Source organism: Amycolatopsis sp. NBC_00438, assembly GCF_036026695.1.
GTDB lineage: Bacteria > Actinomycetota > Actinomycetes > Mycobacteriales > Pseudonocardiaceae > Amycolatopsis.
Genome location: NZ_CP107923.1, coordinates 8,344,914 through 8,369,621, shown reverse-complemented (window position 1 = coordinate 8,369,621; position 24,708 = coordinate 8,344,914). Strand labels below are relative to the sequence as shown.

General features: G+C 70.4%; 28 protein-coding genes. 11 read left to right on the top strand and 17 right to left on the bottom strand.

Annotated features, from left to right (window positions below):
• Positions 1–172 precede the first annotated feature (172 nt).
• The 4 genes from OG494_RS38240 to OG494_RS38225 all read left to right on the top strand — a co-directional run bounded on the left by OG494_RS38240 (position 173) and on the right by OG494_RS38225 (position 3,160).
• On the top strand, positions 173–745 hold the full coding sequence (locus tag OG494_RS38240; RefSeq protein WP_247063810.1) for an RNA polymerase sigma factor: 573 nt from the start codon (positions 173–175) through the stop codon (positions 743–745).
• A 91-nt stretch (positions 746–836) separates the two neighbouring features.
• A complete protein-coding gene (gene nagA, locus OG494_RS38235) occupies positions 837–1,988 on the top strand; it encodes an N-acetylglucosamine-6-phosphate deacetylase (RefSeq protein WP_328459148.1) in 1,152 nt (383 codons plus the stop codon).
• 26 nt (positions 1,989–2,014) lie between these two features.
• Positions 2,015–2,404, top strand: a complete 390-nt coding sequence (locus OG494_RS38230; protein ID WP_328447146.1) for a hypothetical protein — start codon at positions 2,015–2,017, stop codon at positions 2,402–2,404.
• Between the two features lie 45 nt (positions 2,405–2,449).
• The gene (locus OG494_RS38225; RefSeq protein WP_328447144.1) at positions 2,450–3,160 is read left to right on the top strand and encodes a DedA family protein; all 711 of its coding nucleotides are present in this window, start codon (positions 2,450–2,452) and stop codon (positions 3,158–3,160) included.
• Positions 3,161–3,227: 67 nt separating this feature from the next.
• Here the strand turns inward: OG494_RS38225 and OG494_RS38220 are convergent, their stop codons facing one another.
• Positions 3,228–4,619: an FAD-binding oxidoreductase gene (locus tag OG494_RS38220; RefSeq protein WP_328447142.1), complete on the bottom strand. Its 1,392-nt coding sequence runs from the start codon at positions 4,617–4,619 to the stop codon at positions 3,228–3,230.
• A 78-nt stretch (positions 4,620–4,697) separates the two neighbouring features.
• Positions 4,698–5,123, bottom strand: coding sequence for a PPOX class F420-dependent oxidoreductase (locus OG494_RS38215; RefSeq protein ID WP_328447140.1), 426 nt, complete (start codon positions 5,121–5,123; stop codon positions 4,698–4,700).
• A 266-nt stretch (positions 5,124–5,389) separates the two neighbouring features.
• Here OG494_RS38215 and OG494_RS38210 point away from each other — a divergent pair, with 266 nt between their 5' ends.
• The 4 genes from OG494_RS38210 (at position 5,390) to OG494_RS38195 (ending at position 10,148) form a co-directional block, all read left to right on the top strand.
• Positions 5,390–5,923 carry a MarR family winged helix-turn-helix transcriptional regulator gene (locus OG494_RS38210; protein ID WP_328447139.1) on the top strand — a complete coding sequence of 178 codons (534 nt, stop codon included), beginning with the start codon at positions 5,390–5,392 and terminating at the stop codon, positions 5,921–5,923.
• Complete coding sequence (locus OG494_RS38205; protein ID WP_328447137.1) at positions 5,920–8,523, top strand: MFS transporter; 2,604 nt, start codon at positions 5,920–5,922, stop codon at positions 8,521–8,523. The genes OG494_RS38210 and OG494_RS38205 overlap by 4 nt, the downstream gene beginning before the upstream one ends.
• A complete protein-coding gene (locus OG494_RS38200) occupies positions 8,520–9,341 on the top strand; it encodes a YceI family protein (RefSeq protein WP_328447135.1) in 822 nt (273 codons plus the stop codon). The genes OG494_RS38205 and OG494_RS38200 overlap by 4 nt, the downstream gene beginning before the upstream one ends.
• Before the next feature lie 129 nt (positions 9,342–9,470).
• The gene (locus OG494_RS38195; RefSeq protein WP_328447133.1) at positions 9,471–10,148 is read left to right on the top strand and encodes a DedA family protein; all 678 of its coding nucleotides are present in this window, start codon (positions 9,471–9,473) and stop codon (positions 10,146–10,148) included.
• 1 nt (position 10,149) lies between these two features.
• Here OG494_RS38195 and OG494_RS38190 read toward each other — a convergent pair whose 3' ends face one another.
• The 7 genes from OG494_RS38190 to OG494_RS38160 form a co-directional block, all read right to left on the bottom strand.
• The gene (locus tag OG494_RS38190) at positions 10,150–10,563 is read right to left on the bottom strand and encodes a VOC family protein (RefSeq protein ID WP_328447131.1); all 414 of its coding nucleotides are present in this window, start codon (positions 10,561–10,563) and stop codon (positions 10,150–10,152) included.
• A 176-nt stretch (positions 10,564–10,739) separates the two neighbouring features.
• Complete coding sequence (locus tag OG494_RS38185) at positions 10,740–11,483, bottom strand: SDR family oxidoreductase (RefSeq protein WP_328447129.1); 744 nt, start codon at positions 11,481–11,483, stop codon at positions 10,740–10,742.
• Positions 11,480–12,115, bottom strand: coding sequence for a nucleoside/nucleotide kinase family protein (locus OG494_RS38180; RefSeq protein WP_247059300.1), 636 nt, complete (start codon positions 12,113–12,115; stop codon positions 11,480–11,482). Before OG494_RS38180 ends, OG494_RS38185 begins: the two co-directional genes overlap by 4 nt.
• Positions 12,112–12,972 carry a PfkB family carbohydrate kinase gene (locus OG494_RS38175; RefSeq protein WP_328447127.1) on the bottom strand — a complete coding sequence of 287 codons (861 nt, stop codon included), beginning with the start codon at positions 12,970–12,972 and terminating at the stop codon, positions 12,112–12,114. Before OG494_RS38175 ends, OG494_RS38180 begins: the two co-directional genes overlap by 4 nt.
• Entirely contained in the window at positions 12,969–13,778 is an 810-nt protein-coding gene (locus OG494_RS38170; RefSeq protein ID WP_328447125.1) for an ATP-binding cassette domain-containing protein, read from the bottom strand. The genes OG494_RS38175 and OG494_RS38170 overlap by 4 nt, the downstream gene beginning before the upstream one ends.
• Positions 13,775–14,773, bottom strand: a complete 999-nt coding sequence (locus OG494_RS38165; protein ID WP_328447123.1) for an ABC transporter permease — start codon at positions 14,771–14,773, stop codon at positions 13,775–13,777. Before OG494_RS38165 ends, OG494_RS38170 begins: the two co-directional genes overlap by 4 nt.
• Positions 14,770–15,786 (bottom strand): substrate-binding domain-containing protein, encoded by a 1,017-nt coding sequence (locus tag OG494_RS38160; protein ID WP_328447121.1) that lies wholly within the window; start codon positions 15,784–15,786, stop codon positions 14,770–14,772. The genes OG494_RS38165 and OG494_RS38160 overlap by 4 nt, the downstream gene beginning before the upstream one ends.
• A 119-nt stretch (positions 15,787–15,905) precedes the next feature.
• Here OG494_RS38160 and OG494_RS38155 point away from each other — a divergent pair, with 119 nt between their 5' ends.
• Both OG494_RS38155 and OG494_RS38150 read left to right on the top strand, forming a co-directional pair.
• Complete coding sequence (locus OG494_RS38155; protein ID WP_328447119.1) at positions 15,906–16,943, top strand: LacI family DNA-binding transcriptional regulator; 1,038 nt, start codon at positions 15,906–15,908, stop codon at positions 16,941–16,943.
• A gap of 69 nt (positions 16,944–17,012) precedes the next feature.
• Positions 17,013–17,879, top strand: a complete 867-nt coding sequence (locus tag OG494_RS38150; protein WP_328447117.1) for a LacI family DNA-binding transcriptional regulator — start codon at positions 17,013–17,015, stop codon at positions 17,877–17,879.
• Positions 17,880–17,935: 56 nt separating this feature from the next.
• Here the strand turns inward: OG494_RS38150 and OG494_RS38145 are convergent, their stop codons facing one another.
• Complete coding sequence (locus tag OG494_RS38145; RefSeq protein WP_328447116.1) at positions 17,936–18,934, bottom strand: glycoside hydrolase family 76 protein; 999 nt, start codon at positions 18,932–18,934, stop codon at positions 17,936–17,938.
• 71 nt (positions 18,935–19,005) lie between these two features.
• Between OG494_RS38145 and OG494_RS38140 the strand changes: the two genes are divergently transcribed.
• Positions 19,006–21,144 carry a molybdopterin-dependent oxidoreductase gene (locus OG494_RS38140; protein ID WP_328447114.1) on the top strand — a complete coding sequence of 713 codons (2,139 nt, stop codon included), beginning with the start codon at positions 19,006–19,008 and terminating at the stop codon, positions 21,142–21,144.
• Positions 21,145–21,156: 12 nt separating this feature from the next.
• Here OG494_RS38140 and OG494_RS38135 read toward each other — a convergent pair whose 3' ends face one another.
• From OG494_RS38135 to OG494_RS38105, 7 genes are all read right to left on the bottom strand, one after another.
• Complete coding sequence (locus OG494_RS38135) at positions 21,157–21,813, bottom strand: TrmH family RNA methyltransferase (protein ID WP_328447112.1); 657 nt, start codon at positions 21,811–21,813, stop codon at positions 21,157–21,159.
• A 15-nt stretch (positions 21,814–21,828) separates the two neighbouring features.
• Positions 21,829–22,218, bottom strand: coding sequence for a DUF2784 domain-containing protein (locus OG494_RS38130; RefSeq protein ID WP_328447110.1), 390 nt, complete (start codon positions 22,216–22,218; stop codon positions 21,829–21,831).
• A gap of 313 nt (positions 22,219–22,531) precedes the next feature.
• Positions 22,532–23,089 carry an alkaline shock response membrane anchor protein AmaP gene (locus OG494_RS38125; RefSeq protein WP_328447108.1) on the bottom strand — a complete coding sequence of 186 codons (558 nt, stop codon included), beginning with the start codon at positions 23,087–23,089 and terminating at the stop codon, positions 22,532–22,534.
• Positions 23,086–23,607 carry a DUF6286 domain-containing protein gene (locus OG494_RS38120; RefSeq protein ID WP_328447107.1) on the bottom strand — a complete coding sequence of 174 codons (522 nt, stop codon included), beginning with the start codon at positions 23,605–23,607 and terminating at the stop codon, positions 23,086–23,088. The genes OG494_RS38125 and OG494_RS38120 overlap by 4 nt, the downstream gene beginning before the upstream one ends.
• Positions 23,604–23,957 carry an Asp23/Gls24 family envelope stress response protein gene (locus tag OG494_RS38115; protein WP_328447105.1) on the bottom strand — a complete coding sequence of 118 codons (354 nt, stop codon included), beginning with the start codon at positions 23,955–23,957 and terminating at the stop codon, positions 23,604–23,606. The genes OG494_RS38120 and OG494_RS38115 overlap by 4 nt, the downstream gene beginning before the upstream one ends.
• A gap of 2 nt (positions 23,958–23,959) precedes the next feature.
• Positions 23,960–24,142 carry a hypothetical protein gene (locus OG494_RS38110; protein ID WP_328447103.1) on the bottom strand — a complete coding sequence of 61 codons (183 nt, stop codon included), beginning with the start codon at positions 24,140–24,142 and terminating at the stop codon, positions 23,960–23,962.
• Between the two features lie 2 nt (positions 24,143–24,144).
• On the bottom strand, positions 24,145–24,594 hold the full coding sequence (locus OG494_RS38105) for an Asp23/Gls24 family envelope stress response protein (RefSeq protein ID WP_328447101.1): 450 nt from the start codon (positions 24,592–24,594) through the stop codon (positions 24,145–24,147).
• Positions 24,595–24,708 lie beyond the last annotated feature (114 nt).

Here is a 24,708-nt window from a genome sequence, read left to right as displayed (position 1 = left end):
GAAGGGCGGGATGCGACCGACGCTACTCTGTGTCCCAGCATCCGAACGCTGGCGACGCGGGGCCAACCCGATAGGCTAGGTGTGCGTCAGTACCTGTGTGAGCGCTGTGAATACCGTGAACCTGCTGACGCGGCACACCGTGCAAACCGGGGTCGAGGACAGGCAGGGGTTCATGCTCGAAGGCAATGCGGAACGCAGTGTCGAGGCGACCCTCGGCCACTTGCGGGTCATGGACGGGCCGGCGCCGGTGCAGACGCCGGCGCCGCTGAACCTCGAAGACCTCTACCGCCAGCACCGGATGCGGCTGGTCCGGCTGGCGATTCTGCTGGTGGACGAGCCCGCGACGGCGGAAGACGTGGTCCAGGAGGCCTTCACCGGCCTGCACCGCAACTGGGGCCGGCTGCGTGACGCCGCGGCCGCCGTCGGTTACCTGCGCACCGCCGTGGTCAACGGGTCGCGCAGCGTGCTGCGCCGCCGCAAGACCGCCCGGGAGTACGTGCCGCCGCACGCGGTCAACGCGCGGTCCGCGGAGAGCCTCGCGATGCTCTCCAGCGAGCACCAGGCCGTGGTCAGCGCGCTGTCCAAGCTGCCGCCCCGCCAGCGCGAGGTGCTGGTGCTGCGGTACTACGGCGGGCTGAGCGAAGCCGAGATCTCTGAGGCCGCAGGCATCTCCAAGGGTACGGTCAAGTCGACCGCCAGCCGGGCGCTCGAGGCCCTCCAGAAGGCCATGCAGGCCCCACAGTGACCCGGGTGGACCATCCCGATCACTGAGTCGTATCACCATGCTTGGTCCAGACCAATATATGCTGGGGTGCGTGAGAGGCGCCGGAGATTTCGTGATCATGGGCGGCCGGGTCGCCGCCCCGGACCGTGTACTCGACGACGGCTGGCTGGCCGTCTCCGACGGGCGGATCGCCGGCGTGGGTTCGGGGACCCCGCCGTCCGGCGAGCACGTGGACGTCGGCGGGGCACTGGTCGTGCCTGGATTCGTCGATACCCACTGCCACGGCGGGGGAGGTGCTTCGTTCACCTCCCTCGATCCCGAGGAGCTGCTGACGGCCGTGCGGGCGCACCGCCGCCACGGCACCACGACCATGCTCGCCAGCCTGGTCTCCGATCCGATCGACATCCTGTGTGAGCAGGTGGCCGCGCTGCGTGAGATCGTCCAGGACGGCGAGGTCGCGGGCATCCACCTGGAGGGTCCCTTCATCTCGAAGGCCCGCTGCGGGGCGCACGACCCGCAGACGCTGCTCGAGCCCGACACCGGCACGGTCGACAAGCTGCTGCGGGCCGGCCAGGGCGCGATCCGGATGGTCACCATCGCCCCCGAGCTGTACGGCGGCGTGAAGGCCGTGCGGCAGCTGGCCGAATCGGGCGTCATCGCCGCCATCGGGCACACCGACGGCGTCGAGGAGCAGCTGCTGCCGGCGATCGACGCCGGGGCGAGCGTCGCGACGCACCTGTTCAACGGCATGCGCCCGCTGCACCACCGCGAGCCCGGCCCGATCGGCGCGCTGCTGGACGACGAGCGCATCACCATCGAGCTCATCTGCGACCTGGTGCACCTGCACCCGACCGTGGTGCGGCTGGCCGCCAAGCACGCCGGCCGCAACCGGACGGTGCTCATCACCGACGCGATGTCGGCCACCGACGCCGCCGACGGCCGCTACACGCTGGGCCGCCTCGAGGTCGACGTGCACGATGGCGTCGCCACCCTCGCGGACAACGGCTCGCTGGCCGGCAGCACCCTGACGATGGACACCGCCTTCCGCAACCTCGTCAACGGTGCGAAACTCGGGATCCTCGACGCGGTGCACGCCACGTCGCTGCGGCCCGCCGAGCTGCTCGGCATCGCCGACCGCACGGGCTCGCTGACGCCCGGCAAGGTGGCCGACGTCGTGGTGCTCGACACGGACCTGCGGCCGGCCAAGGTGCTGCGCCGGGGACAATGGGTCGCCGAGGTGGGAACGGCTACCTTGAGCACCTAGTTTTCAACTTCGAGGAGACGGGCGGGATGAGCGAGCCGAAGGACCCCGAGCAGTTGCTGGCGGACGCCCTTCGCGCGCAAGCTGTCTTCGCCCCGCAGGTGTCACCCGCCCCGGCCCGGGATTCCGAGCCGGGTACCGACGCCGTGCCCACGGACGCGCTGGCCACCCCCGCCGAGCTGCCCTCGGCGTACGGGCTGCTCTCCGGGGCCAGCGCGGACTCCCTCGAACGGGAACGCGCGGCGCTGGACGCCGTCGACGCCGACGCGGCCACGACGTTCACCCCGCGCCCGGAGCCGGAGACCTTCCGGCAGCCGGCGTCGTCCGGCGCGCAGCTCCCGGCGTACTGGATCCTGATGCTGGCGGTCCTGCTGGGCCTCGCCGCGGGGTCCGTGGTGGGCCTGCTCACCCTGGTCTGAACGGGTCTTATCAGGCACTCAGGGTGACCCTGTACCGTTTTTGAGGTGATTCTCGCCCAGAGCACGGTCAACACGATGTCGCTGCTGCCGTCATGGCTGGACCCGCAGCACTTGCTGAGCGGCCTGACGACCCCGGTCCTGGCGGTGCTGTGCCTGATCATCTTCATCGAGAGCAGCGTCTTCCCGGTGCTGCCCGGTGACTCCCTGCTGTTCACCGCCGGTCTGTTCATCGCGAACGGCACCCTCGACGCCTCGCTGTGGCTGGTGTGTGTGCTGGTCACGGTCGCGGCACTGCTCGGCAACGTCGTCGGGTACTATCTCGGTTACTTCGCCGGGCCCAAGCTGTTCAACCGGCCGGACTCGAAGTTCTTCAAGCGCGAGTACATCGACAAGACGCACGAATTCCTGGAGAAGCACGGCCCCAAGGCGGTCGTGCTGGCCCGGTTCGTGCCCTTCGTCCGGACGTTCATCACCTGGATCGCCGGCATCGGCCGGATGGATCCGAAGCGTTACTTCACGTACACGGTCATCGGCGGCATCCTGTGGGCCGCGGGCATCACGGTGCTCGGCTCGCTGCTGGGCAACATCGGCTTCATCCGGAACAACGTCGACTCGATCTTCGTGCTGATCGTGCTGGTCTCGGTGGTCCCGATCGTGATCGAGTACCTCAAGGCGCGCCGCGAGAAGAAGGCGTCGGCCACGATGGCGTCGTCCGACCCCGAGGTCACGCAGCGCATCCCGCGCATCAAGGACTGACTCTTTCCCGAAAACGGCGAAGGGCCCTCACCGGTCGGCGGTGAGGGCCCTTCGCCGTTCCACGGGATCAGGTCATCGAGAACATCGAGCCCGGGTTGAACAGGTTCTCCGGGTCGAGGGCCCCCTTGATCTGCCGGTGGACGCGCATCCCGACCGGGCCGATCTCGCGTTCCAGCCACTCGCGCTTGATCTTGCCGACGCCGTGTTCGCCGGTCACCGTGCCGCCGAGGGCCAGCCCGATCTCGAGGATCTCGTCGAACGCGCGCTGGGCGCGGGCGAACTCGTCCGGGTCGTCGGGCTGGTAGACGATCGTGGGGTGCATGTTGCCGTCGCCGGCGTGCCCGACCACGGCGATCCGCAGGCCGACGTCCTCGCTGACCTTCTCGCAGCCGCGGATGAGCTCGGCGATGCGCGTGCGCGGCACGCAGACGTCGTCGGTGAGCCAGAGGCCGTAGGTCTCCAGGGCCGTCAGCACGACCCGGCGGGCCTGCAGCAGCATCCGGCCTTCTTCGAGGTCTTCGGTGGTGTACGCGAGGTCGGCCCCGCAGTCGACGCAGATCTGCTCCAGCTTGGCCAGCTCGCGGCGGGCGACCTCGCCCCCGGCGTCGGACTGGCCGAGCAGCAGGGCCCGGCAGTCGGAGCCCGCGCCGAGGTCGGTCTTGAGGTAGGCCTCGGACGCCTTGATCGACGACGCGTCCATGATCTCCAGCAGCGACGGCACCAGGCCTTCGCGGACGACGCGCGCGACGGCCTCACCGGCGGCTTCGGTGCTGGTGAAGCCCGCGACGAACGTCGCCGGCGCCTGCGGCAGCGGCTTGAGCTGCACGGTCGCCTGGGTGATGACGCCGAGCGTGCCCTCGCTGCCGACGAACAGGCGCGCGAGGTCGTAGCCGGCGACGCCCTTGACGGTCCGGCGTCCGGTCCTGAGGATCTCGCCGTCCGCCAGGACGACCTCGAGGCCGAGGACGGAGTCGGTGGTGACGCCGTACTTCACGCAGCAGAGACCGCCGGCGTTGGTGGAGAGGTTGCCGCCGAGGGTGCACCAGTCGTAGCTGGACGGGTCCGGCGGGTAGAAGAGGCCGTGCTTCTCGACGGCGTTGCGGAAGTCCAGGTTGACGACCCCGGGCTGGACGACGGCCAGCCGGTTCCCGGCGTCGATCTCGACGATCTCGTTGAGCTTGGTCAGCGCGAGCACGACGCAGCCGTCGATGGCGTTCGCGGCGCCGGACAGCCCGCTCCCGGCGCCGCGAGGCACGATCGGCACCTTCGCCGCGGCACAGGCCTTCACGACGGCCTGCACCTGCTCGGTGTTCTCGGGCAGCACCACGGCCAGCGGCTTCCCGGAGGGCGCGAGCGGCATCATGTCGCGCGAGTACGACGCCGTGACGTCGGAGTCGGTGAGCACGGCGCTCTTGCCGAGCAGTTCACGCAGCCGGGTGACCAAAGCTTCGTCGCTCATGACCTCATGGTAAGCCCGAATAGTCCGCACTGCGGAAATCTTCTTTCGAATCCACCTCGAAGACCAGCGGGCCGGGGGTCAGCGGATCACGCCGAAGACCTTGTCGAAGTGCAAGGTCAGCAGGACGCGCTGGTCGGTGACCATCGCCTCGCGGTACTCGTCCCAGTCCGGGTGCTCGCCCGCCGCGCGGCGGTAGTAGCCGACCAGGGCTTCCACCGTGGCGTCGTCCGGCGCGGCAGCCGGCTGCGTCAGTTCCGCGCGGGCTTCGGCGACCACGTAGCTCCAGCCGTCCTCGCTGCCCACGTGGTAGGTGACCCGCGGGTCGCGGCGCATGTTCTTCGTCTTGGCCCGGGTTTCGGTGATGGACGCGGTGATCGTGTCCGTCTCCGGGTTGTAGAGGTGGGTGATGGTGGACAGCTGCGGCCGGCCGTCGCGGCGGATGGTCGCCAGGACGCCGTGGCGGTGCGTGGTGATGAAATCCCTCAACGCTGTGTCGTCGGTCATACCCTTTCCAACCCGTCGCCGCTCTCGTTGTTCCGCAGGGCGGAGGACGCGCTCGCCACGGCCGAGTGTCACCTGAAAGTGCAGCTCAGGGCCACCGAACCGCGCAGAAGCGACAAACCGGGGCGCGGAAATCTGCTTGCATACGGCAACTAAAGTGTGTTGTGACACATCGAGCAGGTCCTCGCTTGCACAACCGTCCGTAAAGGCACATCCTTGCCTGAGGCAACTAGTTGCAGCCGCCAACCAAAGCCGCGTGAGGATCAACCATGGCACCGAACAGCTCAGCAGCAGCCCGGCCGAAGGCCGAACTGGACCTGGCCGACTCGCTCGGCCATGAGCTCGTGCGCTTCATCCGGTTGATCAACAAGGCGAAGTCCCAGGTCTCCAAGCAGGGACCGGACGGGATCGAGCGGGCGGCCTACGCGATCCTCTTCACTCTCATCCACGAGGGCCCGCAGCGCACCAGCCGGCTGGCCGAGTCGCTGCACGCCGAGATCTCGACGATCAGCAGGCAGTCGAGCTCGCTCGTCCAGCACGGCCTGGTCGAGCGCCAGGCCGACCCCGAGGACGGGCGGGCCTGCCTGCTCGCGCCGACAGCCGAGGGCCTCCGGGTGTTCGAAGAGAACCGCAAGCAACGCAATCAGTGGCTGGCCGAAGTGCTCGAGGACTGGTCGGAAGAGGACCGCCAGAACCTCAATCGGCTCTTCGGCCGGCTGAACACAGGTATCGAGACACACTCTCCACAGCTGGCCGACGCGCAGGCGCCGACCGCTGCACCGGCCAAGGGGGCCACTGCATGAGCACCACCGTCGAAAAACCCGATCTGCCCTTGCCGTCGAAGGCCTTGCCGCAGCTGAGCCACCGCCAGATCGTCACGATCCTGAGCGGCCTGATGTGCGGCATGTTCCTGGCGGCGCTCGACCAGACGATCGTCGGTACGTCGATCGTCAAGATCGCCAACGACCTGCACGGCTTCGACCTGCAGGCGTGGGCCACCACGGCGTACCTGATCACCTCGACGATCGTCACGCCGATCTACGGCAAGCTCTCCGACATCTACGGGCGCAAGCCGTTCTACCTGGCCGCGATCACCATCTTCGTCGCCGGTTCGCTGGCCTCGACGTTCTCGCAGTCGATGTACGAGCTCGCCGCGTTCCGCGCGGTCCAGGGCCTCGGCGCCGGCGGTCTGATGTCGCTGGCCATGACCATCATCGGTGACGTCGTCCCGCCGCGGGAACGCCCGCGGTACCAGGGTTACATCCTCGCCGTGTTCGGCCTCTCCACCGTGCTCGGCCCGGTGCTGGGCGGCTTCTTCGCCGGCTTCGACACCCTGGGCAGCTTCTTCGGCTACGACATCGCCGGCTGGCGCTGGGTCTTCCTGATCAACGTCCCGATCGGCGTCATCGCGCTGTTCGTCGTCGCCAAGGTGCTGAACGTGCCGCACGAGCGCCACGACCAGAAGATCGACTGGTGGGGCGCGCTGTCGCTGGTCGTCGCGGTCGTGCCGTTCCTGATCGTCGCCGAGCAGGGCCAGAAGTGGGGCTGGGGCGACGGCAAGGCGATCCTCTGCTACGTCGTGGGCGGCGTCGGCGTGATCGCGTTCATCCTGATCGAGCGGATGATGAAGGACGCCGCGCTGATCCCGCTGCGGCTGTTCAAGAACTCGACGTTCACCGTCGCGATCATCGGCGGTGTCATCGTCGGTGTGGCGATGTTCGGCGCGATCACGATGATCCCGCAATTCATGCAGGTCGTGCAGGGCTACACGCCGACCGAGTCCGGGTTGCTGATGCTGCCGCTGATGGCGGGCATCATGACCAGCTCGATCGTCTCCGGCCGGATCACGTCGAAGACCGGGCACTACAAGATCTTCCCGATCCTCGGCACCCTGCTGATCGCCATCGGCGCGTTCTTCTTCGCGCAGGTCGAGTACAACTCGGCGCTGTGGCACCCGCTGGTCGCCGCGGCCATCATCGGCCTCGGTCTCGGCCAGTGCATGCAGACGCTGGTCATCGCGGTGCAGAACGCCGGCCCGCGCAGTGACATGGGCGCTTCGACCGCGTCGGCGACGTTCTTCCGCCAGATCGGTGGTACCGCCGGTGTCGCCATCTTCCTGACGATCCTGTTCAACACGCTGGGCCCGAACATCACCAAGGCGTTCGGCGGCAAGCTGCCGGCCGGCGCGGGTGCCGGGATCGGCAACCTGTCCGAGAACACCAGCGGCATCCAGGACCTGCCCGAGGCGATCAAGACCCCGGTGCTGATCGGCTTCACCGAGTCGATCACCACGGTGTTCTACGTCGCGGGCGCGGTGGCCCTGCTGGCCACGATCGTGCTGCTGTTCATGAAGGAGATCCCGCTGGCCGGGATGAACCCCGCCGCGGCGGCCGTCGAAGGCGGCGAAGCGTTCCTCGACGAGGCCGAAGCCGAGGACTTCGCGGACGCTCCCACCGAGATCGTCGAGCCGGTCCGCCCGCTCGACCGCGAACCGGCGCTCGTGGGCGGCGGGAAGCACGCGCTGAGCAACGGGCACGGTGACTACCAGGCCGTGTCGGGCGCGCTGCCGATCACGAACTCGATCTCGGACGCCGAGCTCGACACCCCCGTCAACGCGGGTGGCGTGCCGGTGGTCGGGCACGTGCGCCGCCAGGACGGCAGCCACGTCCCGGGCGCCGCGCTCACGCTGATCGACCAGCGCGGCCGCCAGGTCGCGCGGGCCACCGGGGCCGGCGACGGCAGCTACTCGGTGCCCAGCCAGGGTCCGGGCGCCTACGTCCTGATCGTGTCGGCCCACGGCCACCAGCCGCAGGCTTCCAGCGTCGTGATCAGCAACGGGCCGGCGACGGTCGACGTCACGCTCACCGGGTCCGGCGAGCTGACCGGCACCGTCAAGGCCGCCGCGACCGGCTCGCCCCTGGCGAACGTCACGGTCACGCTGACCGACAGCCGCGGCGAGGTGAACGGCGCGTTCATCACGACCACGGACGGCACCTACGCCTTCGTCGGGGTCGGCGCCGGGGCCTACACCCTGGTCGCCAGCGGCCCGGGCTACCGGCCCGTCGCGGTGACGCTCACCGTGCCGGACAGCGGCGTGCTGCGCCACGACGTCGAACTGGCCAGCTCGGTGCTCCTCGCGGGCACCGCGCGGACCGAGGGCGACCGGGTGGTCCCGGACGCGCGGATCACCGTGCTCGACGCCGAAGGCAACGTGGCCGCCGTGGCCCGGACCGACGGTGAAGGCCGGTACGTGGTCAGCGACCTGCCCGCGGGCGCGTACACCGTGGTCGCGAGCGGTTACCCGCCGGCGACCAGCCAGGTGGAGCTGACCGGCGGCGAAGCGGACCACGACGTCCGGCTGAGCTACGACCAGGCCCTCGACGAGCTGGTCGACCGGTCATGACCGGCCTGCGCGCCACCCTCCGCACGGCCGAGGGCTGGGCGGTGGAGCACGCGGTGCTCACCGTGACCGACCCGGCCGGGCGGCAGGTCTCGCGGCAGGCGGCCGACGTCCGCGGCGAGGTGGCCACCGACGCGCTCGCGCCGGGCACCTACACCGCGGTCGTCACAGCGGCCGGGTACACCCCGGTCGCCCGGATGGCGCAGATCGCCTCGGACGGCTCCGGCTCGCTCGGCGACGTCGTACTGGCCCCGGTCGCCGAGGCGATCGACCTGCCGCCCGCCGGGCCGTGGGTGATCGACCCGATGCACTCGTCGGTCGTCGCGACCGCCCGCCACCTGGGCATCGCGAGCATCAAGGCGCGGTTCCCGGACGTGTCCGGCCGGATCGAGATCGGCCGCCCGGCCGAGCGGTCGTCGGTGCACGCCGAGATCAAGGCGGCGAGCATCGACACGAACATCCGGATGCGCGACGACCACCTGCGGTCGCCGGACTTCCTCGACGTCGACGTGCACCCGGTGATCACGTTCGTGAGCACCGGGATGCGCCAGCACGGCGTGGACTCGTGGACCCTGGTCGGCGACCTCACGCTGCACGGCGAGCGCCGCGAGATCGAGCTCGCCCTGACCTACGGCGGCTGGGGCCCGGACCCGTGGGGCGGCGTGCGCGTCGCGTTCCACGCCGAGACGACGCTGCACCGGAACGACTTCGCGATCAACTACAGCGCGATGGTCCGCGCGGGCGTCGCGGCGGTCGGCACGACGGTGAAGGTCGAGCTGGACGTCGAAGCGGTGCAGGGCGAGTCACTGCCGCAGTTCTGAGCCACCGCGTCGAAGGCCCCCTCACCGCTGGTGAGGGGGCCTTCACGGTTCGTACGAGGTGAATATCCCGGAGAGCTCGATTCGGTCATTGGCCGCGGAGCGTTCACCTCGGCCACGTAGGCTCGTCGTGTGAACGTCGTGAGCATCGAGGCCGCGGGCGTCGGCGTGAGCTGGCTGGACACCGCCGGGCCCCTGCTCGTCTGGGTGATCGTGCTGAGCTTCGTGCTCGTGGAATGCGCGCTGATCATCGGGCTGTTCCTGCCCGGTGATTCGCTGCTGTTCGGCGCCGGCGTGGTGCTGGCCCAGCACGGCTCGGACCTGAACGCGTGGCTGCTGTCGGGCGCCGCGCTGATCGTCGCCGTGCTCGGCAACCAGATCGGGTACTACATCGGGCGCACCGGTGGCTCCAAGCTGCTCGCGCGCCGCGACGGGAAGGTGCTCAACCGGCAGAGCCTCGAGCGCGCGCAGGAGTTCCTGGACCGCCGGGGTTTCTTCGCGATCGTCGCCGCGCGGTGGATCCCGTGGATCCGCACGCTCGCGCCGCTCATCGCCGGGGCCGCCCGGATGGATCCGCGCCGGTTCATGCTGGCGACGGCGCTCGGCGGCCTGCTCTGGGTACCGACGCTCGTGCTGCTCGGCTACTACGGCGCCGGCCTGCTGGACGTCCTGCCGTGGCTGAAGACGGCCGCACTCTGGGCCAGCGTCGCGTTCTTCGTGTTCGGGACCGCGTACGGCGTGCTGCGCTACCGCCAGGAAATGCGCCGGCCCATCGAAAAGGTCGAGGAGACCGACGACGCCCGAGCGTGACTCACAGCTCGGGGTCGGCCCAGATCTCCAGCTGGATGCCGTCGGGGTCGCGGAACACGACCACCCGGGATCCCTCGAAGGTGCGGGACGGCGCGGCCGGCACGTAGGAGACGCCGAACTCGGCGAGCCGGTCTTCCCACTCGGCCAGCTCGGCCGCCGAGCCCACCTTGAACGCGACGTGGTCCAGACCGGTCCGGCGTTCGTCGAACCCGCGTCTGCCGGTGTCGGCGTGCTGCACCAGCACGACGGAGAACTCGTCCCCGGCCGAGCGCAGCACGACCTTCCGCAGTCCCGTGTCCGGCTCTTCGCGCCGGGTGACCTCCTCGAGGTCCAGGACCCGGGCGTACCACGGCACACTGCGGTCGACGTCGGTCACGGTCAGCGCCAGGTGGTGCACGGACATGAGTTTTGCCATGGCTTTCGAAGCCGTCCTTTCGCGTGGCGGCTCCCCAGAGTTGCACAGCGTTCGCTTGGCAAAACGTCGGTGACCAAGTTCCCGGGACAATCGTGATCTCGCCGTCTCCGGCCGTCCCAGTACGCGGACAACGGTGACGGACGGTCAGATCGACGTATCGTACCGTACCCGGCCGATCACCGACCGCCACCGACGTCGAGCACCGCTCCGGTGGTGAACGACGCCGCCGGCGACAGCAGCCAGAGCACGGCTTCGGCGATTTCGTGCGGCTGGCCGGCGCGCCCCATCGGGATCTGCGGGGCGTACTTCGCCATCCGGCCCGGCAGTCCGGCCGCCTCGTGCAGCCCGGTGTGGATCATCCCGGGCGCGACGGCGTTGACCCGGACGTCCTCGCCGGCGACCTCCTGGGCGAGCCCGAAGGTCAGCGTGTCGACGGCGGCCTTCGACGCGGCGTAGTGCACCCACTCCCCGGCCGAGCCGGTGCGCGCGGCCGTCGAGGAGATGTTGACGATCGCGCCGCCCGCGCCGCCGTGGCGCGTCGACATCCGGTGGACCGCCTCGCGGCAGCAGAGGAAGACGCCGGTGACGTTCACGTCGAGGGTCCGCCGGACCACCTCGACCTCGTACTCGTCGAGCCGGCCGGGGGTGTTTCCGGTGATGGCGGCGTTGTTGACCAGCGCGGATACCGTCCCGAGGCCTGCGGCGGCGTCGAACAGCGCACGCACGTCGTCCTCGGCGGAGACGTCCGCGCGGACCGCCAGCGCCTGCCGGCCGAGGGCCCGCACTTTCGCCGCGACCTCTTCCGCGGGCGCCGGATCACCTGAGAAGTTGACCACGACGTCGTAACCCCGCGACGCGGCCAGCTCACAGATGGCGGCACCGATCCCCCGGCTGCCGCCGGTGACGATCAGGACGCTCACAGCGCGAAGTTGACCAGCGGAAGGTTCTCCAGCACGAGGTCCGCGCGGTCCCGCGTCTGCGTGATCAGGTCGGCGTTGCGCTGGTCCGACCCGAGGGCGCGCTGCCGCGCCTCGACGAGCGAACGGCCGTACCGGCGGTGGCGCGACACCAGCCGTTCGATGCGCTCGGGCTCGTCCGGCGCGAGGAACCAGGCCTCGGTGAGCAGCGGCCGGATGGCGCTCCACGGGTCGTCCGGCAGCAGGAGGTAGTTGCCCTCCGTGATGACCAGCTGGACCTCCGGCGCGACCGCGACCGCGCCCGCGATCGGCTCTTCGATCTCGCGGCGGAACTCCGGCGCGTACACCGTCTCGCGGCCTTCGGCGAGCCGGCGGATCAGGTGGTAGTAGCCGGCCGCGTCGAAGGTGTCCGGCGCGCCCTTGCGCTCGGCGCGGCCGAGCCGGCGCAGCTCGACCTGCGCGAGGTGGAAGCCGTCCATCCCGACCACGGCGGCGCGCGAACCGAGCGCGTTGGCCAGCGCCCAGGCCAGCGTGGTCTTGCCGGACGCGGGCGCGCCGATGATGCCGAGTACGTTGCGCTGCCCGCGCACGGTCAGTCCCTCGGCCCGGGCGAGCAGATCGTCGAACGCCGTCATGTCCTGTTCCTTCCTGCGATCGCGGTCGTCCAAGACCGCGGTCCCACCAACCGCACCCGTTCGGCGGCCACCTCGTTGGCAAAGCGGATCCGGCCCGTCACCGTGAGTTTTCGCGCCACGGCGACGGCGAGCGCGCCGTGCCAGACGTCTCCCGCACCTAGTGTGTCCCGCGCTTCGACGGCCGGCACGGGCACCTCTCCCGAAGCGCCGTCGGCGGTCGACCACCGCACCGGACCAGGGCCGGCGGTGGTGATGACGGTCGGCACACCCCGCTGGTGGAGGCCGGGTTCCGGCGCCCGGAAGTGCGCGGAGCAGGCGGCGACGTCGACCAGCGGGAGCAGTTCGTCGAGCACGGGCTTCCAGCTCCCGGCGTCGAGCACGACCGGCACGCCAGCTGCCCTGGCCGCCTTCGCGACGTCCAGCGCGAGTTCCGGAAGGTGCCCGTCGACCAACACCACATCAGCCCCACCAACCTCGCCAGCCCCAAAAAACGGATCTTTCCCTAGGAAAGTGCGGTCTTCGGCGTTGCGGGAGACGACTGTGCGTTCGCCGTCGCGGTCGCGGACGGCGACCGCGCTGACCGGCGGCGGGTCGGGGTGGTCAGGGGCCAGGTCGACGACCTTGACGCCGTGGGTTTCGAGGTCGGCGCGGGCGAGCGCCGCCAGCGGGTGTGCGCCGAGGACGGTCAGCAGCGTCGCCTCGGCCCCGAGCGCGGCGGCCGTCACCGCGGCGTTCGTCGCGGGCCCCCCGGCCGCGACGTCCACCTGCAGCGACTGCACCTTCTCGCCCGGGGCCGGGAGTTCGGCGACGCGCTGGACGACGTCCACGGTGCACAGACCCGCCAGCAGCACCCTCATTTCAAGCCGGCCACATGTGTCGCGGCAGCCGCCTCTTCGATCTCGCCGTTCTCGTTGAGCCGCAACGCCCCCGTGAGCAGGCCGACGACCTGGTTCATCGAGTGCGTCTTCGGCGAGACGACCGCGACGCGCTTGCCGAGGCGGTGCACGTGGATGCGGTCGGCGATGTCGAACACGTGCGGCATGTTGTGGCTGATCAGCACCACCGGCAGGCCGCGGTCGCGGATCCGGCCGATCAGGTCGAGCACCTTGCCGGACTCGGCGACGCCGAGCGCGGCGGTGGGCTCGTCCATGATCACAGCCTTGGTGCCGAACGCCGCCGCCCGCGCGACGGCGACACCCTGGCGCTGGCCACCGGAGAGCGTCTCCACGAGCTGGGTGATCGACTTGATGTTGATGCCCAGCTCGTCGAGGATCCGCTGCGCCTCACTCCGCATGGTGGCGGTGTCGAGCTTGCGGAACAACCCGAACGCGCCGCCGATGCGCTTCTCGCGGCCGAGGAACATGTTCGACGCGATGTCCAGCGCGGGTGCGACGGCGAGATCCTGGTACACCGTCTCGATCCCGTACTGCCGGGCGTCCAAAGGGGACTTGAAGTGGACGGTCTCACCGTCCACTTTGACCTCTCCCTCGTCCGGGATCACGGCCCCGGAAAGGGTTTTGATGAGTGACGACTTCCCGGCGCCGTTGTCGCCGACGACGGCGAGCACCTCGCCGGGGAGCAGGTCGAAGTCGGCACCGTCGATGGCGGTCACCCGGCCGTAGCGTTTCACCAGGCCGCGGGCCTGCAGGATCGGTTCGGTCATGACTGCTGCCTCCGCGCGATCCGGTCCACCACGACCGCGGCGATGAGCAGCGCCCCGGTGGCGAGGTCCTGGTAGTTGCCGTCGACGTTCATCTGCGTCAGCCCGGATCGCAGCACCGCCACGACCAGCGCGCCCATCAGCGTGCCCAGCACCGAACCGCGGCCGCCGAACAGGCTCGTCCCGCCGAGGACGACGGCGGTGATCGAGTCGAGGTTGCCGAGCTGGAACTGGTTCGGGTCGGCGTTCGGCGTCCGGCCGAGCGCCTGCCACGCGGCGAGGCCGAAGGCGAGGCCCGCCACGATGTACACCGACAGGACCGTGCGGTTGACCTTGATACCGGACAGCCGCGCGGACTCCGGCGCGTTGCCGACCGCGTAGACGTGCTTGCCCCACGCGGTTTTTGTCAGCGCGTACCAGACGCCGAGGTACATCAGCAGCGCCAGCGTCATGCCGTAGGTGATCGGGATGCCGCCGAAGAGGTAGCGCTTGGTGCCGAGCCACTGCAGCAGGCCGTCGGTCACCGGCACGGCCTGGCCGCCGGCGATCAGCTTGGACACCGCGGTGAGCATGGTGAACGTGCCGAGCGTGATGATGAACGCCGGGAGCTTGATCCGCGTCGCGAGCCCGCCGATGAAGATGCCGACGATGATCGTCAGCGCGACACCGGCCAGCAGCGCGACGAAGCCGTTCGTGCCGGCCGCGGCGAGCTTCGCCATGATCAGCGTCGCGACGACCATCGAGGACGCGTTGGACAGGTCGATGCCCGCGATGAGGATGACGAGCGTCTGGCCCAGCGCGAGCGTCCCGACGACCAGCGACTGCTGGACGACGGTGGAGAGGTTGTCGAGGTCGAAGAAGGTGTCCGTGGACAGCGAGAACACCACGATCGCGACGATCAGGGCGAGCGCCGGGCCGACCGCGGGGGCGCGGAGCAGGAACTCGCCGAGCGACTCGCGTTCCTTTGTGGATGGACGGGTGACGGTGGCCGTAGTCACTTCGTGCCTCCCCAGCAGTTCTGCAGGCCCCACGCGGTGTCGTGGCTTTCGACTCCGGGCAGCGGCTTGTCGGTGATCACAGCGGACCCGGTGTTGACGAAGCCGGTCGGCTTCTTGCCGGTCTTCGCGTACTCGACGGCGGCGAGCACACCCTGTTCGGCCATCTTCTTGGGGAACTGCATGACGGTCGCGGCGTAGAGGCCGTCCTTGACGTTCTGGACGCCTTCGCAGCCGCCGTCGATCGAGCCCATCACGATCTGGTTCGTGAGCCCGCGGGCCTTCAGCGCCGCGTTCGCGCCGCGGCCCATCGGCTCGTTCATCGAGTAGACGGCGTTGATGTCGGTGGTGCGCTGCAGCAGGTTTTCCATGCCCTGCTGGGCGAGGCTCTGGTCGCCGTTGGCCGCGGTGTGCCCCTTGATCTCGGGCGAGCCGTCGGTGAGCCCGATGCCCTTGAGGAACCCGCCGTGGCGCTGGGTGTCGACCGAACTGCCGGCGGTGCCGTCGACCATCAGCAGCTTGGGCGGGGCGCCCTTGAGCGCCGCCTTGACGTACGCGCCCTGCTGCTGGCCGGCCGCGAAGTTGTCGGTGGCGAAGGTGGCGTCGACGGCGTCCGGCGGCTCGGTCGCGGTGTCGAGCGCGATGACCAGGATCCCGGCGTCGCGCGCGTCCTTGATCGCCTTCAGCACGCCGGTCGAGGAGCTGGGGGTGATGAGGATGGTGTTCGCGCCCTGCTGCACGAGGTTCTCGATGGCGCGGACCTGGCCGTCGTTGTCGCCGTCGAACTGACCGGCGAGGGCGCTGAAATCGGCGCCGTTGGCCTGCGCGGTGGCTCTCGCCGAATCGCGCAGGGCGACGAAGTACGGGTTGGTGTCGGTCTTGGTGACCAGGCCGACCTTCGCCTTCCCACTGCCACCGGTGTTCGTGTTGCCACCCCAGTGGCGTTCCACGGTGCACCCGGTCGTCGTGGCGAGGACGGCGGCCAGCGCGAGTGCTGTGAGACTTCGCTGTCTCATGGAGTTCCCACCCTTTTATAGGTCGAAGCTTGCCGATGGTCGGGAAGGTAGACAGACTCAACCCCGGACGCAAGCGTTTGCGCAAACGCTTGCCGAGATACTCCCAAGTAAGGATTGGTATGCCCCAGCCGAGATCATCGCGGCCGACCCAGCGGGACATCGCCGAGCTCGCCGGCGTCTCGATCACGACCGTTTCGCACGTGGTGAACGGAACGCGCGCGGTCGCCGAGGACACCAAGGCCGCGGTGCTGCGGGCGATCGAGACGACCGGCTACACCGGCGACGCCATCGCGCGCTCGCTCGTCACCGGCGGCACCCGCTCGATCGGGATGGCGATCTCGCTCGTCGCGAACCCCTACTTCGCGACGCTGATGCAGGCGATCGAGCGGGAGGCGTCCACCCACGGCTACACCGTGCTGCTCGCGGACACGCACGACACGGTGAACACGGAGCGTGAGACGGTCCGGACGTTGCGCTCCCGCCGTGTCGACGGTCTCCTCATCACGCCGGCGCCGGGCGACGGCTCGGTGATCGGCGAGCTGGTTTCCCTCGACGTGCCGACGGTGCTGATCGACCGGCTGACCACCCGCGTCGACGTCGACCAGGTGGGCACGGAGAACATCCAGGCGACCTCGGCGCTGACCGCGCACCTGGCGACGCTCGGGCACCGGCGGATCGGGATGATCAGCGGCGCGCCCGGGCTGTCGACCAGCGAGGAGCGCGTGCTGGGCTACCGGCTGGGGCTCGGCCGCTCCGGGTTGACGTGGTCCGCCGACCTCGTGGCCTGCGGAAACTCGTCGCACGAGGGCGGCGCACTCGCTGTCAGCCAGCTGCTGGCGCTGCCCGAACCGCCGACCGCGCTGGTCGTCGGCAACGACAGCATGATGGTCGGGGTGCTGCACGAAGCGCGGCGGCGCGGGCTGAAGATCGGGCAGGACCTGCCGGTCGTGGTCTACGACGACGTCGAGTGGGCGGACCTGGTGGACCCGCCACTGACGACGATGGCGCAGCCGATCGAGGAGATCGGCCGGCAGGCGGTGCGGCTGCTGCTGGCACGCATCAACGACCCGGCCCGCAAGGCCGAAACCGTGCGCCTACCGCCAACCCTGCGTCACCGTGAGTCGTGCGGCTGCCCGGCGATTCACTCACATCAGTGATTCTGGGGTGTTAAGGCCGCTACCCGGCCGTTCAGCGGATACCTTTCGGCTGAGCGTCTGCGAGGGCTTATGACGGCACTTTCGCCGGAGCTCCGGTTGTGGGACCCCCCGGTCACCTACCGGATCGGCGTCGCGATGGGTGCGAACGCGCACCCCTACTCGGGTGAACTGCTGCGCTCGATCCGAGCCGCCGCCGCGCAGGCCGGCTGCGACGTCACCCTGGCCGACACCGGCGACAGCGTCAGCGAAGAGGCCGCGGTCGTCCGCGCGCTGCGGGCGGATCTGGTGGACGGCGTGCTGCTGGTCCCCACGCCCGGCGACGAAGCGGTGGTCAACGGCCTGGTCCGGATGGGCGTGCCGACGGTCCTGATGGACCGCGTCGCCGCGCGCAACGACGTCGACCAGGTGGGCACGGAGAACGTCCACTCGGTGTGCGGGCTGGTGAAGCACCTGACGGAGCGCCGGCACCGCAAGATCGCCCTGATCTCGGGGGACGAAGGCCTGGACGTCAGCCGCGAGCGCGTCCGGGGTTATCGCCTGGGCCTGGAGCAGGCGGGCCTGCGCTGGAACCGCGAACTGGTGGAGTCCGGCCTCTCGAATTCGGGCGGCGCGGCCCGCGCGACGGCCAAGCTCCTGGACGGCTGGCCCTCCCCGACGGCGCTGGTGGTGGCGGACGAGGCCATGCTGGTGGGCGTCCAGTACGAGGCCCACCGCCGGGGCATCCACATCGGCTCGGAACTGGCCGTGGTCGGCTACGGCGACATGGACTGGGCCCGCCGGGTGAGCCCGGCGGTGACGACGCTGGTCCAGCCGATCGCCGATATCGGCCGCCGAGCGGTGCAGCTGCTGCTGTCCCGGATGGCGGACCCGGACCGGCCCCCGGAGTCGGTGCAGCTGACACCACGCTTCCTGCACGGCGCTTCCTGCGGCTGCTGATCATCCTGCCGCGGCTTGTCGTGAGTGGTTAGGGCGGTTCTAACCGCCCTAACCACTCACGACGTCTGGGACAGCGTGGCCGCCGCTTCCAGGAGCATCCAGCCGCCCACCTGGACGGACATGTCGCGCTCCGGGGCGTCTTCCGGCAGCGGCGACGGCGCCGGGCGGTCCCAGAACGCGCTGAAAACCAGGCCCTCCGCGGCGCCTGACCAGCACGCCTCGGCGGAGTCGAGCACCAGCGACCGGGCGACCGAAGCTTCGGGGCCGGGTAGAGAACGGGCCGCCAGAGTCAGGTAGCGGGCCAGGATCGCCGCGAACAAGCCGCCGTCGCCGCCGCTTTGGCCGCGGATGATGCCACCGGGGGCGCAGTGTGCCGCCACCGCCCGGACCGTCCGCGCCGCCTCGTCCACTAAGGACAGTTCCAGGCACGCGCCGAGGTAAACCCCTTGGCAGTACGTGTAAATGTGCTTCACCAGCTCGCCCGTGTCCGTCCGGATGCCGTCCCAGACGAGGCCCGTCGAAGGGTCCACCAGGGTCGACGTCATCCAGTCCGTCATCTCGCGGGCGCGCGTGATGTTGCCGGATCGGGCGTGGAAGATCGCCGCCGGGCCGTTGGCCGGGGCGTTCTTGAACTCGTCGCCGACGCGCCACCAGATGCCGCCGCCCGCCGCTTCCGTCCAGCCCGACAGCAGCTGCGTGTCGATCGCCGCCAAGGCCGGGCCGACGTCGATGCCCAGTGACGAAGCCCGTTGCAGCGCAAGACCGAGCCACGCGATGTCGTCGTAGAAGTCGTTCGTCCAGCGGCCGAAGTTGCGCAACCGCACCGAACGGACGAAGGAACGGATCAAGGCGAGTCGCGCGGGAGAAGGCGCGCGCAGCTGCGCGTCGATCAGCGTGTCCAGCAGGTGCGCCTGCCACCAGTAGTTCCAGTGCCAGTGCAGGCGCTGCCCCGGCGTCGCCGGCCAGCCGCCGCGGCCGAGGACCGTGCCGGGCAGCCCCCACACCCGGCGCAGGTGCCGCGAGGTCACCGCGCGTTCGGCGGCCGAGACGTCCATGTCGCAATCCTGCCTTGCCCACCGACATACCGCTCGGTACGTTGAGGGACCCGACGGCCTGCGAGGTACTCATGACCACGGCACACGTCACCTGCCCGCTGTGCGAAGCGACCTGCGGCCTCGATGTGACGCTGGACGAGAACCAGCAGGTCACCCGCGTGACCGGCGACCAGGAGGACGTCTTCTCGAAGGGCTACATCTGCCCGAAGGGCGCGTCGCTCGGGGCGCTGCACCACGACCCCGACCGGCTGACCGCGCCGCTGCTCAAGCGCGACGGCGAGTTCGTCGAGGTCAGCTGGCAGGAGGCCTACGACGAGATCGAGCGCCGGCTGCCGCCGATCCTCGAGCAGTACGGCCGCAACGCCGTCGCCGTGTACGCGGGCAACCCCGGCGTGCACAACATCGCGCTGACGCTCTACAGCCGCGTGCTCTACAAAGCGTTGGGCACCAAGAACTTCTACAGCGCCACGTCGGTCGACCAGATGCCGAAGCACTACTCCGCCGGCACCATGTTCGGCGACCCGATCGCCATCCCCGTGCCCGACCTCGACCGCACGCGGCACCTGCTGATCCTCGGCGCGAACCCGCTGGTGTCCAACGGCAGCCTGATGACCGCGCCGGACATGCGCGGCCGGCTGCGCGGGATCCGCGAACGCGGCGGCAAGATCGTCGTCGTCGACCCGCGGCGCACGCGCACCGCGCAGTTCGCCGACGAGCACCACGCCATCCGGCCCGGCACCGACGCGCTGCTGCTGTTCGCGCTGGTCAACGTCCTGTTCGCGGAGAACCGCGTCCAGCTCGGCCGGCTGGCGGAGCACCTCAACGGCCTCGACGACGTCCGCGCGCTGGCCCAGCCGTTCACCCCGGAGGCCGTCGCGCCGCGCACCGGCATCGAAGCCGGCGAGATCCGCCGGATGGCCCTGGAGCTGGCCGACGCCGGGAACGCCGTGGTCTACGGGCGGATCGGCACCACGACCCAGACCTTCGGCACGATCGCGAGCTGGCTGGTCGACGTCCTCAACGTGCTCACCGGCAACCTCGACGAGCCCGGCGGCGCGATGTTCCCGCTGGCCGCGTGCACCCCGACCGGCAACAAGCGGCCGTTCGCCGTCGGGCGCTGGCACAGCCGCGTGCGCGGCTACCCCGAGGTCGTCGGCGAGCTGCCGGTCGCGACCCTGGCCGACGAGATCGAAACCCCCGGCGAAGGCCAGGTCCGCGCGCTCATCACGGTCAGCGGCAACCCGTGCCTGAGCACGCCGAACGCGGGCCGTCTGGCCGCGGCCATCGAGAGCCTCGACTTCATGATCTCGGTCGACGTCTACCTCAACGAGACGTCCCGCCAGGCCGACGTCATCCTGCCGGGGCCGTCGCCGCTCGAGCGCCCGCACTTCGACCTGGCCTTCTACCAGCTTTCGGTGCGCAACATCGCCAACTGGACACCGCCGACGCTGCCGTCGAAACTCCCGCAGGAGTGGGAGACCATGCTGCGGCTCACCGGCATCGTCACCGGTCAGGGGCCTGAGGCGGACGTCGCGGCGCTCGACGACTTCGTCGCGGCCGAGACCGCGCGGCGGAACAAGGTGGAGCTCACCGGAGACCGGACGGGCCCGGCACGGCTGGTCGACCTGATGCTGCGCGGCGGCCCGTACGACGTCACGCTGGCCGACCTCGAAGCAGCGCCGCACGGCGTGGACTTCGGACCGCTGAAACCGCGGATCCCGGAGGTCCTGTGCACGGCGTCCGGGCGGATCGAGCTGGCGCCGCCGACGATCGTCGCGGACGTCCCTCGCCTGCGCGAGGAACTGAACCGCCCGCTCGACGACGGCCTGGTGCTGATCGGCCGGCGGCACCTGAGCTCGAACAACTCGTGGATGCACAACCTGGCGCCGCTGGTCCGCGGCGGAAACCGCTGCACGGTCCAGGTTCACCCGAGCGACGCGACGCGGCTGGGCCTGACCGACGGCGGCCTCGCGTCGGTGACCTCCCGGGCGGGGAAGCTCGAGGTCCCGGTGGAGGTGACGGACGAGATCCGCGAGGGCGTGATCAGCATCCCGCACGGCTGGGGCCACGACGCGGCCGGCTCGCGCACGCGGGTGGCCAGCGCGAACCCGGGCGTCAACTCGAACCTGGTCGCCGACGAGACGCTGCTGGACGTGCCGTCCGGGACGTCGGTGCTGAACGGCATCCCGGTCGAGGTCGCGCCGGCCTAGAACAGGCGCTGGTCACCAGGCTTGGGACAGGTCCGCGTGCTGCCGGACCCACGCGTGCATCACGATGCCCGCCGCCACGCCGGCGTTGATCGAGCGGGTCGTGCCGAACTGGGCGATCGACACCACCAGGGACGACGTGGCCTGAGCGGCCTCCGACAGACCCGGCCCTTCCTGGCCGAACAGCAGCACGCACTCGCGCGGGATGTCGGCGGTCTCGACCGGCTGCGACCCCGGCGTGTTGTCGACCGCGACGACCGCGAGGCCCTGCTCGGCCGCGAAGGTGAGCAGACCGGCGACGTCGTCGTGGTGGCGGAGGTGCTGGTAGCGGTCCGTCACCATCGCGCCACGGCGGTTCCAGCGGCGGCGGCCGACGATGTGGACTTCGGCCGCGGCGAAGGCGTTGGCCGTGCGGACGACCGTGCCGATGTTGTGGTCGTGCTGGAAGTTCTCGATGGCGACGTGGAACGGGTGCCGGCGCGCGTCCACATCGGACACGATCGCCTCGCGGCGCCAGTAGCGGTACTTGTCGACGACGTTGCGGCGGTCGCCGTCGCGCAGGAGGTCCGGGTCGTAACGCTCGTCCGTGGGCCAGTCACCCGGCCAGGGGCCGACGCCGACCTCTTCGCGGCTCACCCACTCGGTGGGCCCGACGTCGTGGGGTGTGCTCACGGCGTCGATTGTCGCCTAACCCAGGTGGACGGCGTGCGCGTGGGCGTCCTCGTGGTGGTCGCGGTGCCGGCGGTGGTACACGCCGACGTAGGAGTAGGCGACGACGATGATCGCGACGATCCCGATCGCCGGCAGCCACGTGCGCGGGAACACCGTGTCGTAGAGGTAGTACGCGTTGAACCCGCCGGGCAGGTCACCGAGGCCCTGCTGGTGGCGGAAGTAGTTCTCCAGCGCGGTGAACGGGCACGGCACCGGCGCGACGTTCACCAGGATGCCCCACGCCGCGGCGAACATGTGGACGAAGATCAGCTTGGGCCAGCGCCACGCGAGAAATCCGCCGAACCCGATCAGGAAGAGGGCGAGAATGTGCACCGCAACGGTCACGTCGGCCAGGAACTTCGCCACCGTCCACCCCCTTACCCCGATCCCCCTACCAGCGACTTTACTCCGCTGCCCGGAATCGGCCTCCTCGAAGAATGCCCAGGCGTGTGATGTTCAACCCACCGGAGCAACTTCTTCACCTGGGCGGTGACGGAGGGGTCACACCGGGTGGAAATTCGGGCGGGCGTTTCGCCGGATAGTTCGTCGGTTCCTCGTGGGGGTACTGATCCGGCGCGCCATCCGGTTTCTTCCGGTTCGGGTCCCCCGGGCGGTGCGGCTCACCGGGCGTCGACGGCTGCTCGTCCATCCGTCGACGGTAACCCCGGCGGCCACCACATCACCGCGCGCGAGCGCCGGATTTCGCCGTCAGCCGAACTTCGAGCCGCACCGGCAGGGCGTCCACTTCCAGGGCCTGGCGCAGCCGCGGGAGGGCGTGCCCGGCGATCCGCTCCCGGATCGCACCCGCGTCGGCGTCCTGGTCGGTGGTCACGACCAGCGACAACGCCGGCGCGTCGCGCGGTCCGGTAAGCCAAGCCGACGCGGACCGGACGCCGTCGTAGCCCTCGACGTCGGCCGCGACCGGCGCGGCGGCCGTGGCCGAGTCCAGCACGGTGTCGCCGTCGACGTCCTCGGCCCGCCAGGAGACGGTCTTCGGCCGCCGGAACGCCTGGGCGGCCAGCCAGCGCAGGCACAGCAGGCCGAGCACCACGGCGACCGCGATGGCCGCGTAGAACACCCAGGTCGGCGGCGCCGTCGATCCCGGGACCAGCGACGACGCCGGGTCGAGGACGCGCAACCGGCCGAAGTGGGTGGCCAGCGCGAACCCGCCGGCGGCGAGCAGGACGAGCCCGATCAGGGCGAGCAGGACGCGGTTGAGCGCGGCGGGCCGGTTCATCGCGCACCTCGCACGCGGACGCGGACCCGCGGCGGCGTGGCCAGGCCGACCTGGCCGAGCCGCGTTTCGAGCGCGGACCGGACGGCGTCGGCGAGCCCGTCGGTGCGCGTCCGGCTGGTCTTCACCTTCACCCGCACGGTGCGGCGGCGCAGCTTGAGCGCGGCCGCCGAGACGCCGTCGACGCGCGCGGCGGTCGCCCGCAGCGACGTCCGCAGGCCGTGACGCGTGGTGCCGGTGTCGAACCCCGGCTCCGGCGCCAGCGGCAGCACCACCGGACGGCCGCGCAGCACGGCCGCCGCGAGCAGCGCGAACCCCACCAGAACCGCTGCCCCGCCCCCGACGAGCACGGGCAGTTCGTTCCAGGAGGTGTCGTGCACGCGGGCGGCGACCGCGTCGTAGGACAGCACCGGCGGCGCGCCGAGCAGCCGCTGGACGAGCGCCGTCACGACGAACGCGCAGGCGGCGAGCAGGACGAGCGCGGTGAGCACCGCCGGCACGCTCCGCCGTGGCCGCCTCATCGGACGCGCCCCTTCGGCCGTTCGACCGGCGGCAGCGCGATCGTGATGTCGACGCGCTGCGTGCGAAGGCCGGTGAGCTCGGTGGTGCGGCCGAGCAGGTGGGCCCGGACCCGGTCGGCGGTGCCGGTGACGGGCGCCGGGTAGACCACCGGGAGCCGGATGTCCACAGTGGTCACTTCACCGTCCACTGTGGCCTTGGCGGTGACGTCGGCGGCGACGCCGTCGACCTCCCGCGCGGCCCGGGCGGCGATGCGCCCGACCGCACGCGGTTCGACGGTCGTCTCGCCGCGCTCGTCTTCCTCGTCGGCCGTCTGGTCGTCGCGACGGTGGCGAGCGGTGGGCGTGGACACGGTCACCTCCGATCCCGGGCGGCCCCGACGAGGGCGGACAGGTCGAGCTTGCCGTCGGCCCAGCGGCCGACGAGCAGGCCGAGGCCGCCCAGCACGAGCACGGCGACGAAGGCGCCGAACCCGCCGAACGCGGCCGCGAACCCCAGTGCCAGGCCGAAGAGCAGGCCGATCAGGGTGCCGTTCACGATCAGAGCACCCGGTCGCTGACGACGGGCGCGTCGTCGTCACCCGGGATGTGGACGTCGTTGACGTTGATGTTCACCTCGACGACCTCCAGCCCGGTCATCTGCTCGATCGCGGTGATCACGTTGCGGCGCACGGCCCGCGCGAGATCCGCGATGGCGACGCCGTATTCGACGAGCAGCTGCAGATCGACGGCGGCCTGCTTCTCGCCGACCTCGACCGAAACCCCCTGGCCGACGCTGGCGGACGCACCGGGGATGCGGTCGCGGAGGGCACTGAGCGCCCGCGCGGCGCCGCCGCCGAGGTCGTACACCCCGTTGACCTCACGGGCGGCGAGACCGGCGATCTTCTGCACGACGGTGTCGGCGATGGTGGTGGTGCCCTGCTTCGAGACGAGCGCGCTGGTGGCGTCGTTCGCGGTGGTCACCACGGTCTTCTCGGCGGTCGCGGTCATGAGGTACTCCTCGGATGTCCTGGGAATGTCCTGGGGAATCAGGCTTTTCCGCCTGGTTCGTAGGTAAGGACACCGGGGATGGGAGATCGTCACTGCCCCGATCGTGTGACGTGG

What these genes read in the sequence shown, in the direction of transcription:
- OG494_RS38140 (WP_328447114.1), top strand. Translation starts at nt 19,006, where the DNA reads ATGACCACGGCACACGTCACCTGCCCGCTGTGCGAAGCGACCTGCGGC.
- OG494_RS38160 (WP_328447121.1), bottom strand. Translation starts at nt 15,786, where the DNA reads ATGAGACAGCGAAGTCTCACAGCACTCGCGCTGGCCGCCGTCCTCGCC.
- OG494_RS38240 (WP_247063810.1), top strand. Translation starts at nt 173, where the DNA reads ATGCTCGAAGGCAATGCGGAACGCAGTGTCGAGGCGACCCTCGGCCAC.
- OG494_RS38170 (WP_328447125.1), bottom strand. Translation starts at nt 13,778, where the DNA reads ATGACCGAACCGATCCTGCAGGCCCGCGGCCTGGTGAAACGCTACGGC.
- OG494_RS38215 (WP_328447140.1), bottom strand. Translation starts at nt 5,123, where the DNA reads ATGACCGACGACACAGCGTTGAGGGATTTCATCACCACGCACCGCCAC.
- OG494_RS38105 (WP_328447101.1), bottom strand. Translation starts at nt 24,594, where the DNA reads ATGACCGCGACCGCCGAGAAGACCGTGGTGACCACCGCGAACGACGCC.
- OG494_RS38220 (WP_328447142.1), bottom strand. Translation starts at nt 4,619, where the DNA reads ATGAGCGACGAAGCTTTGGTCACCCGGCTGCGTGAACTGCTCGGCAAG.
- OG494_RS38125 (WP_328447108.1), bottom strand. Translation starts at nt 23,089, where the DNA reads ATGAACCGGCCCGCCGCGCTCAACCGCGTCCTGCTCGCCCTGATCGGG.
- OG494_RS38120 (WP_328447107.1), bottom strand. Translation starts at nt 23,607, where the DNA reads ATGAGGCGGCCACGGCGGAGCGTGCCGGCGGTGCTCACCGCGCTCGTC.
- OG494_RS38150 (WP_328447117.1), top strand. Translation starts at nt 17,013, where the DNA reads ATGACGGCACTTTCGCCGGAGCTCCGGTTGTGGGACCCCCCGGTCACC.
- OG494_RS38200 (WP_328447135.1), top strand. Translation starts at nt 8,520, where the DNA reads ATGACCGGCCTGCGCGCCACCCTCCGCACGGCCGAGGGCTGGGCGGTG.
- OG494_RS38145 (WP_328447116.1), bottom strand. Translation starts at nt 18,934, where the DNA reads ATGGACGTCTCGGCCGCCGAACGCGCGGTGACCTCGCGGCACCTGCGC.
- OG494_RS38180 (WP_247059300.1), bottom strand. Translation starts at nt 12,115, where the DNA reads ATGACGGCGTTCGACGATCTGCTCGCCCGGGCCGAGGGACTGACCGTG.
- OG494_RS38155 (WP_328447119.1), top strand. Translation starts at nt 15,906, where the DNA reads ATGCCCCAGCCGAGATCATCGCGGCCGACCCAGCGGGACATCGCCGAG.
- OG494_RS38175 (WP_328447127.1), bottom strand. Translation starts at nt 12,972, where the DNA reads ATGAGGGTGCTGCTGGCGGGTCTGTGCACCGTGGACGTCGTCCAGCGC.
- OG494_RS38190 (WP_328447131.1), bottom strand. Translation starts at nt 10,563, where the DNA reads ATGGCAAAACTCATGTCCGTGCACCACCTGGCGCTGACCGTGACCGAC.
- OG494_RS38210 (WP_328447139.1), top strand. Translation starts at nt 5,390, where the DNA reads ATGGCACCGAACAGCTCAGCAGCAGCCCGGCCGAAGGCCGAACTGGAC.
- OG494_RS38230 (WP_328447146.1), top strand. Translation starts at nt 2,015, where the DNA reads ATGAGCGAGCCGAAGGACCCCGAGCAGTTGCTGGCGGACGCCCTTCGC.
- OG494_RS38205 (WP_328447137.1), top strand. Translation starts at nt 5,920, where the DNA reads ATGAGCACCACCGTCGAAAAACCCGATCTGCCCTTGCCGTCGAAGGCC.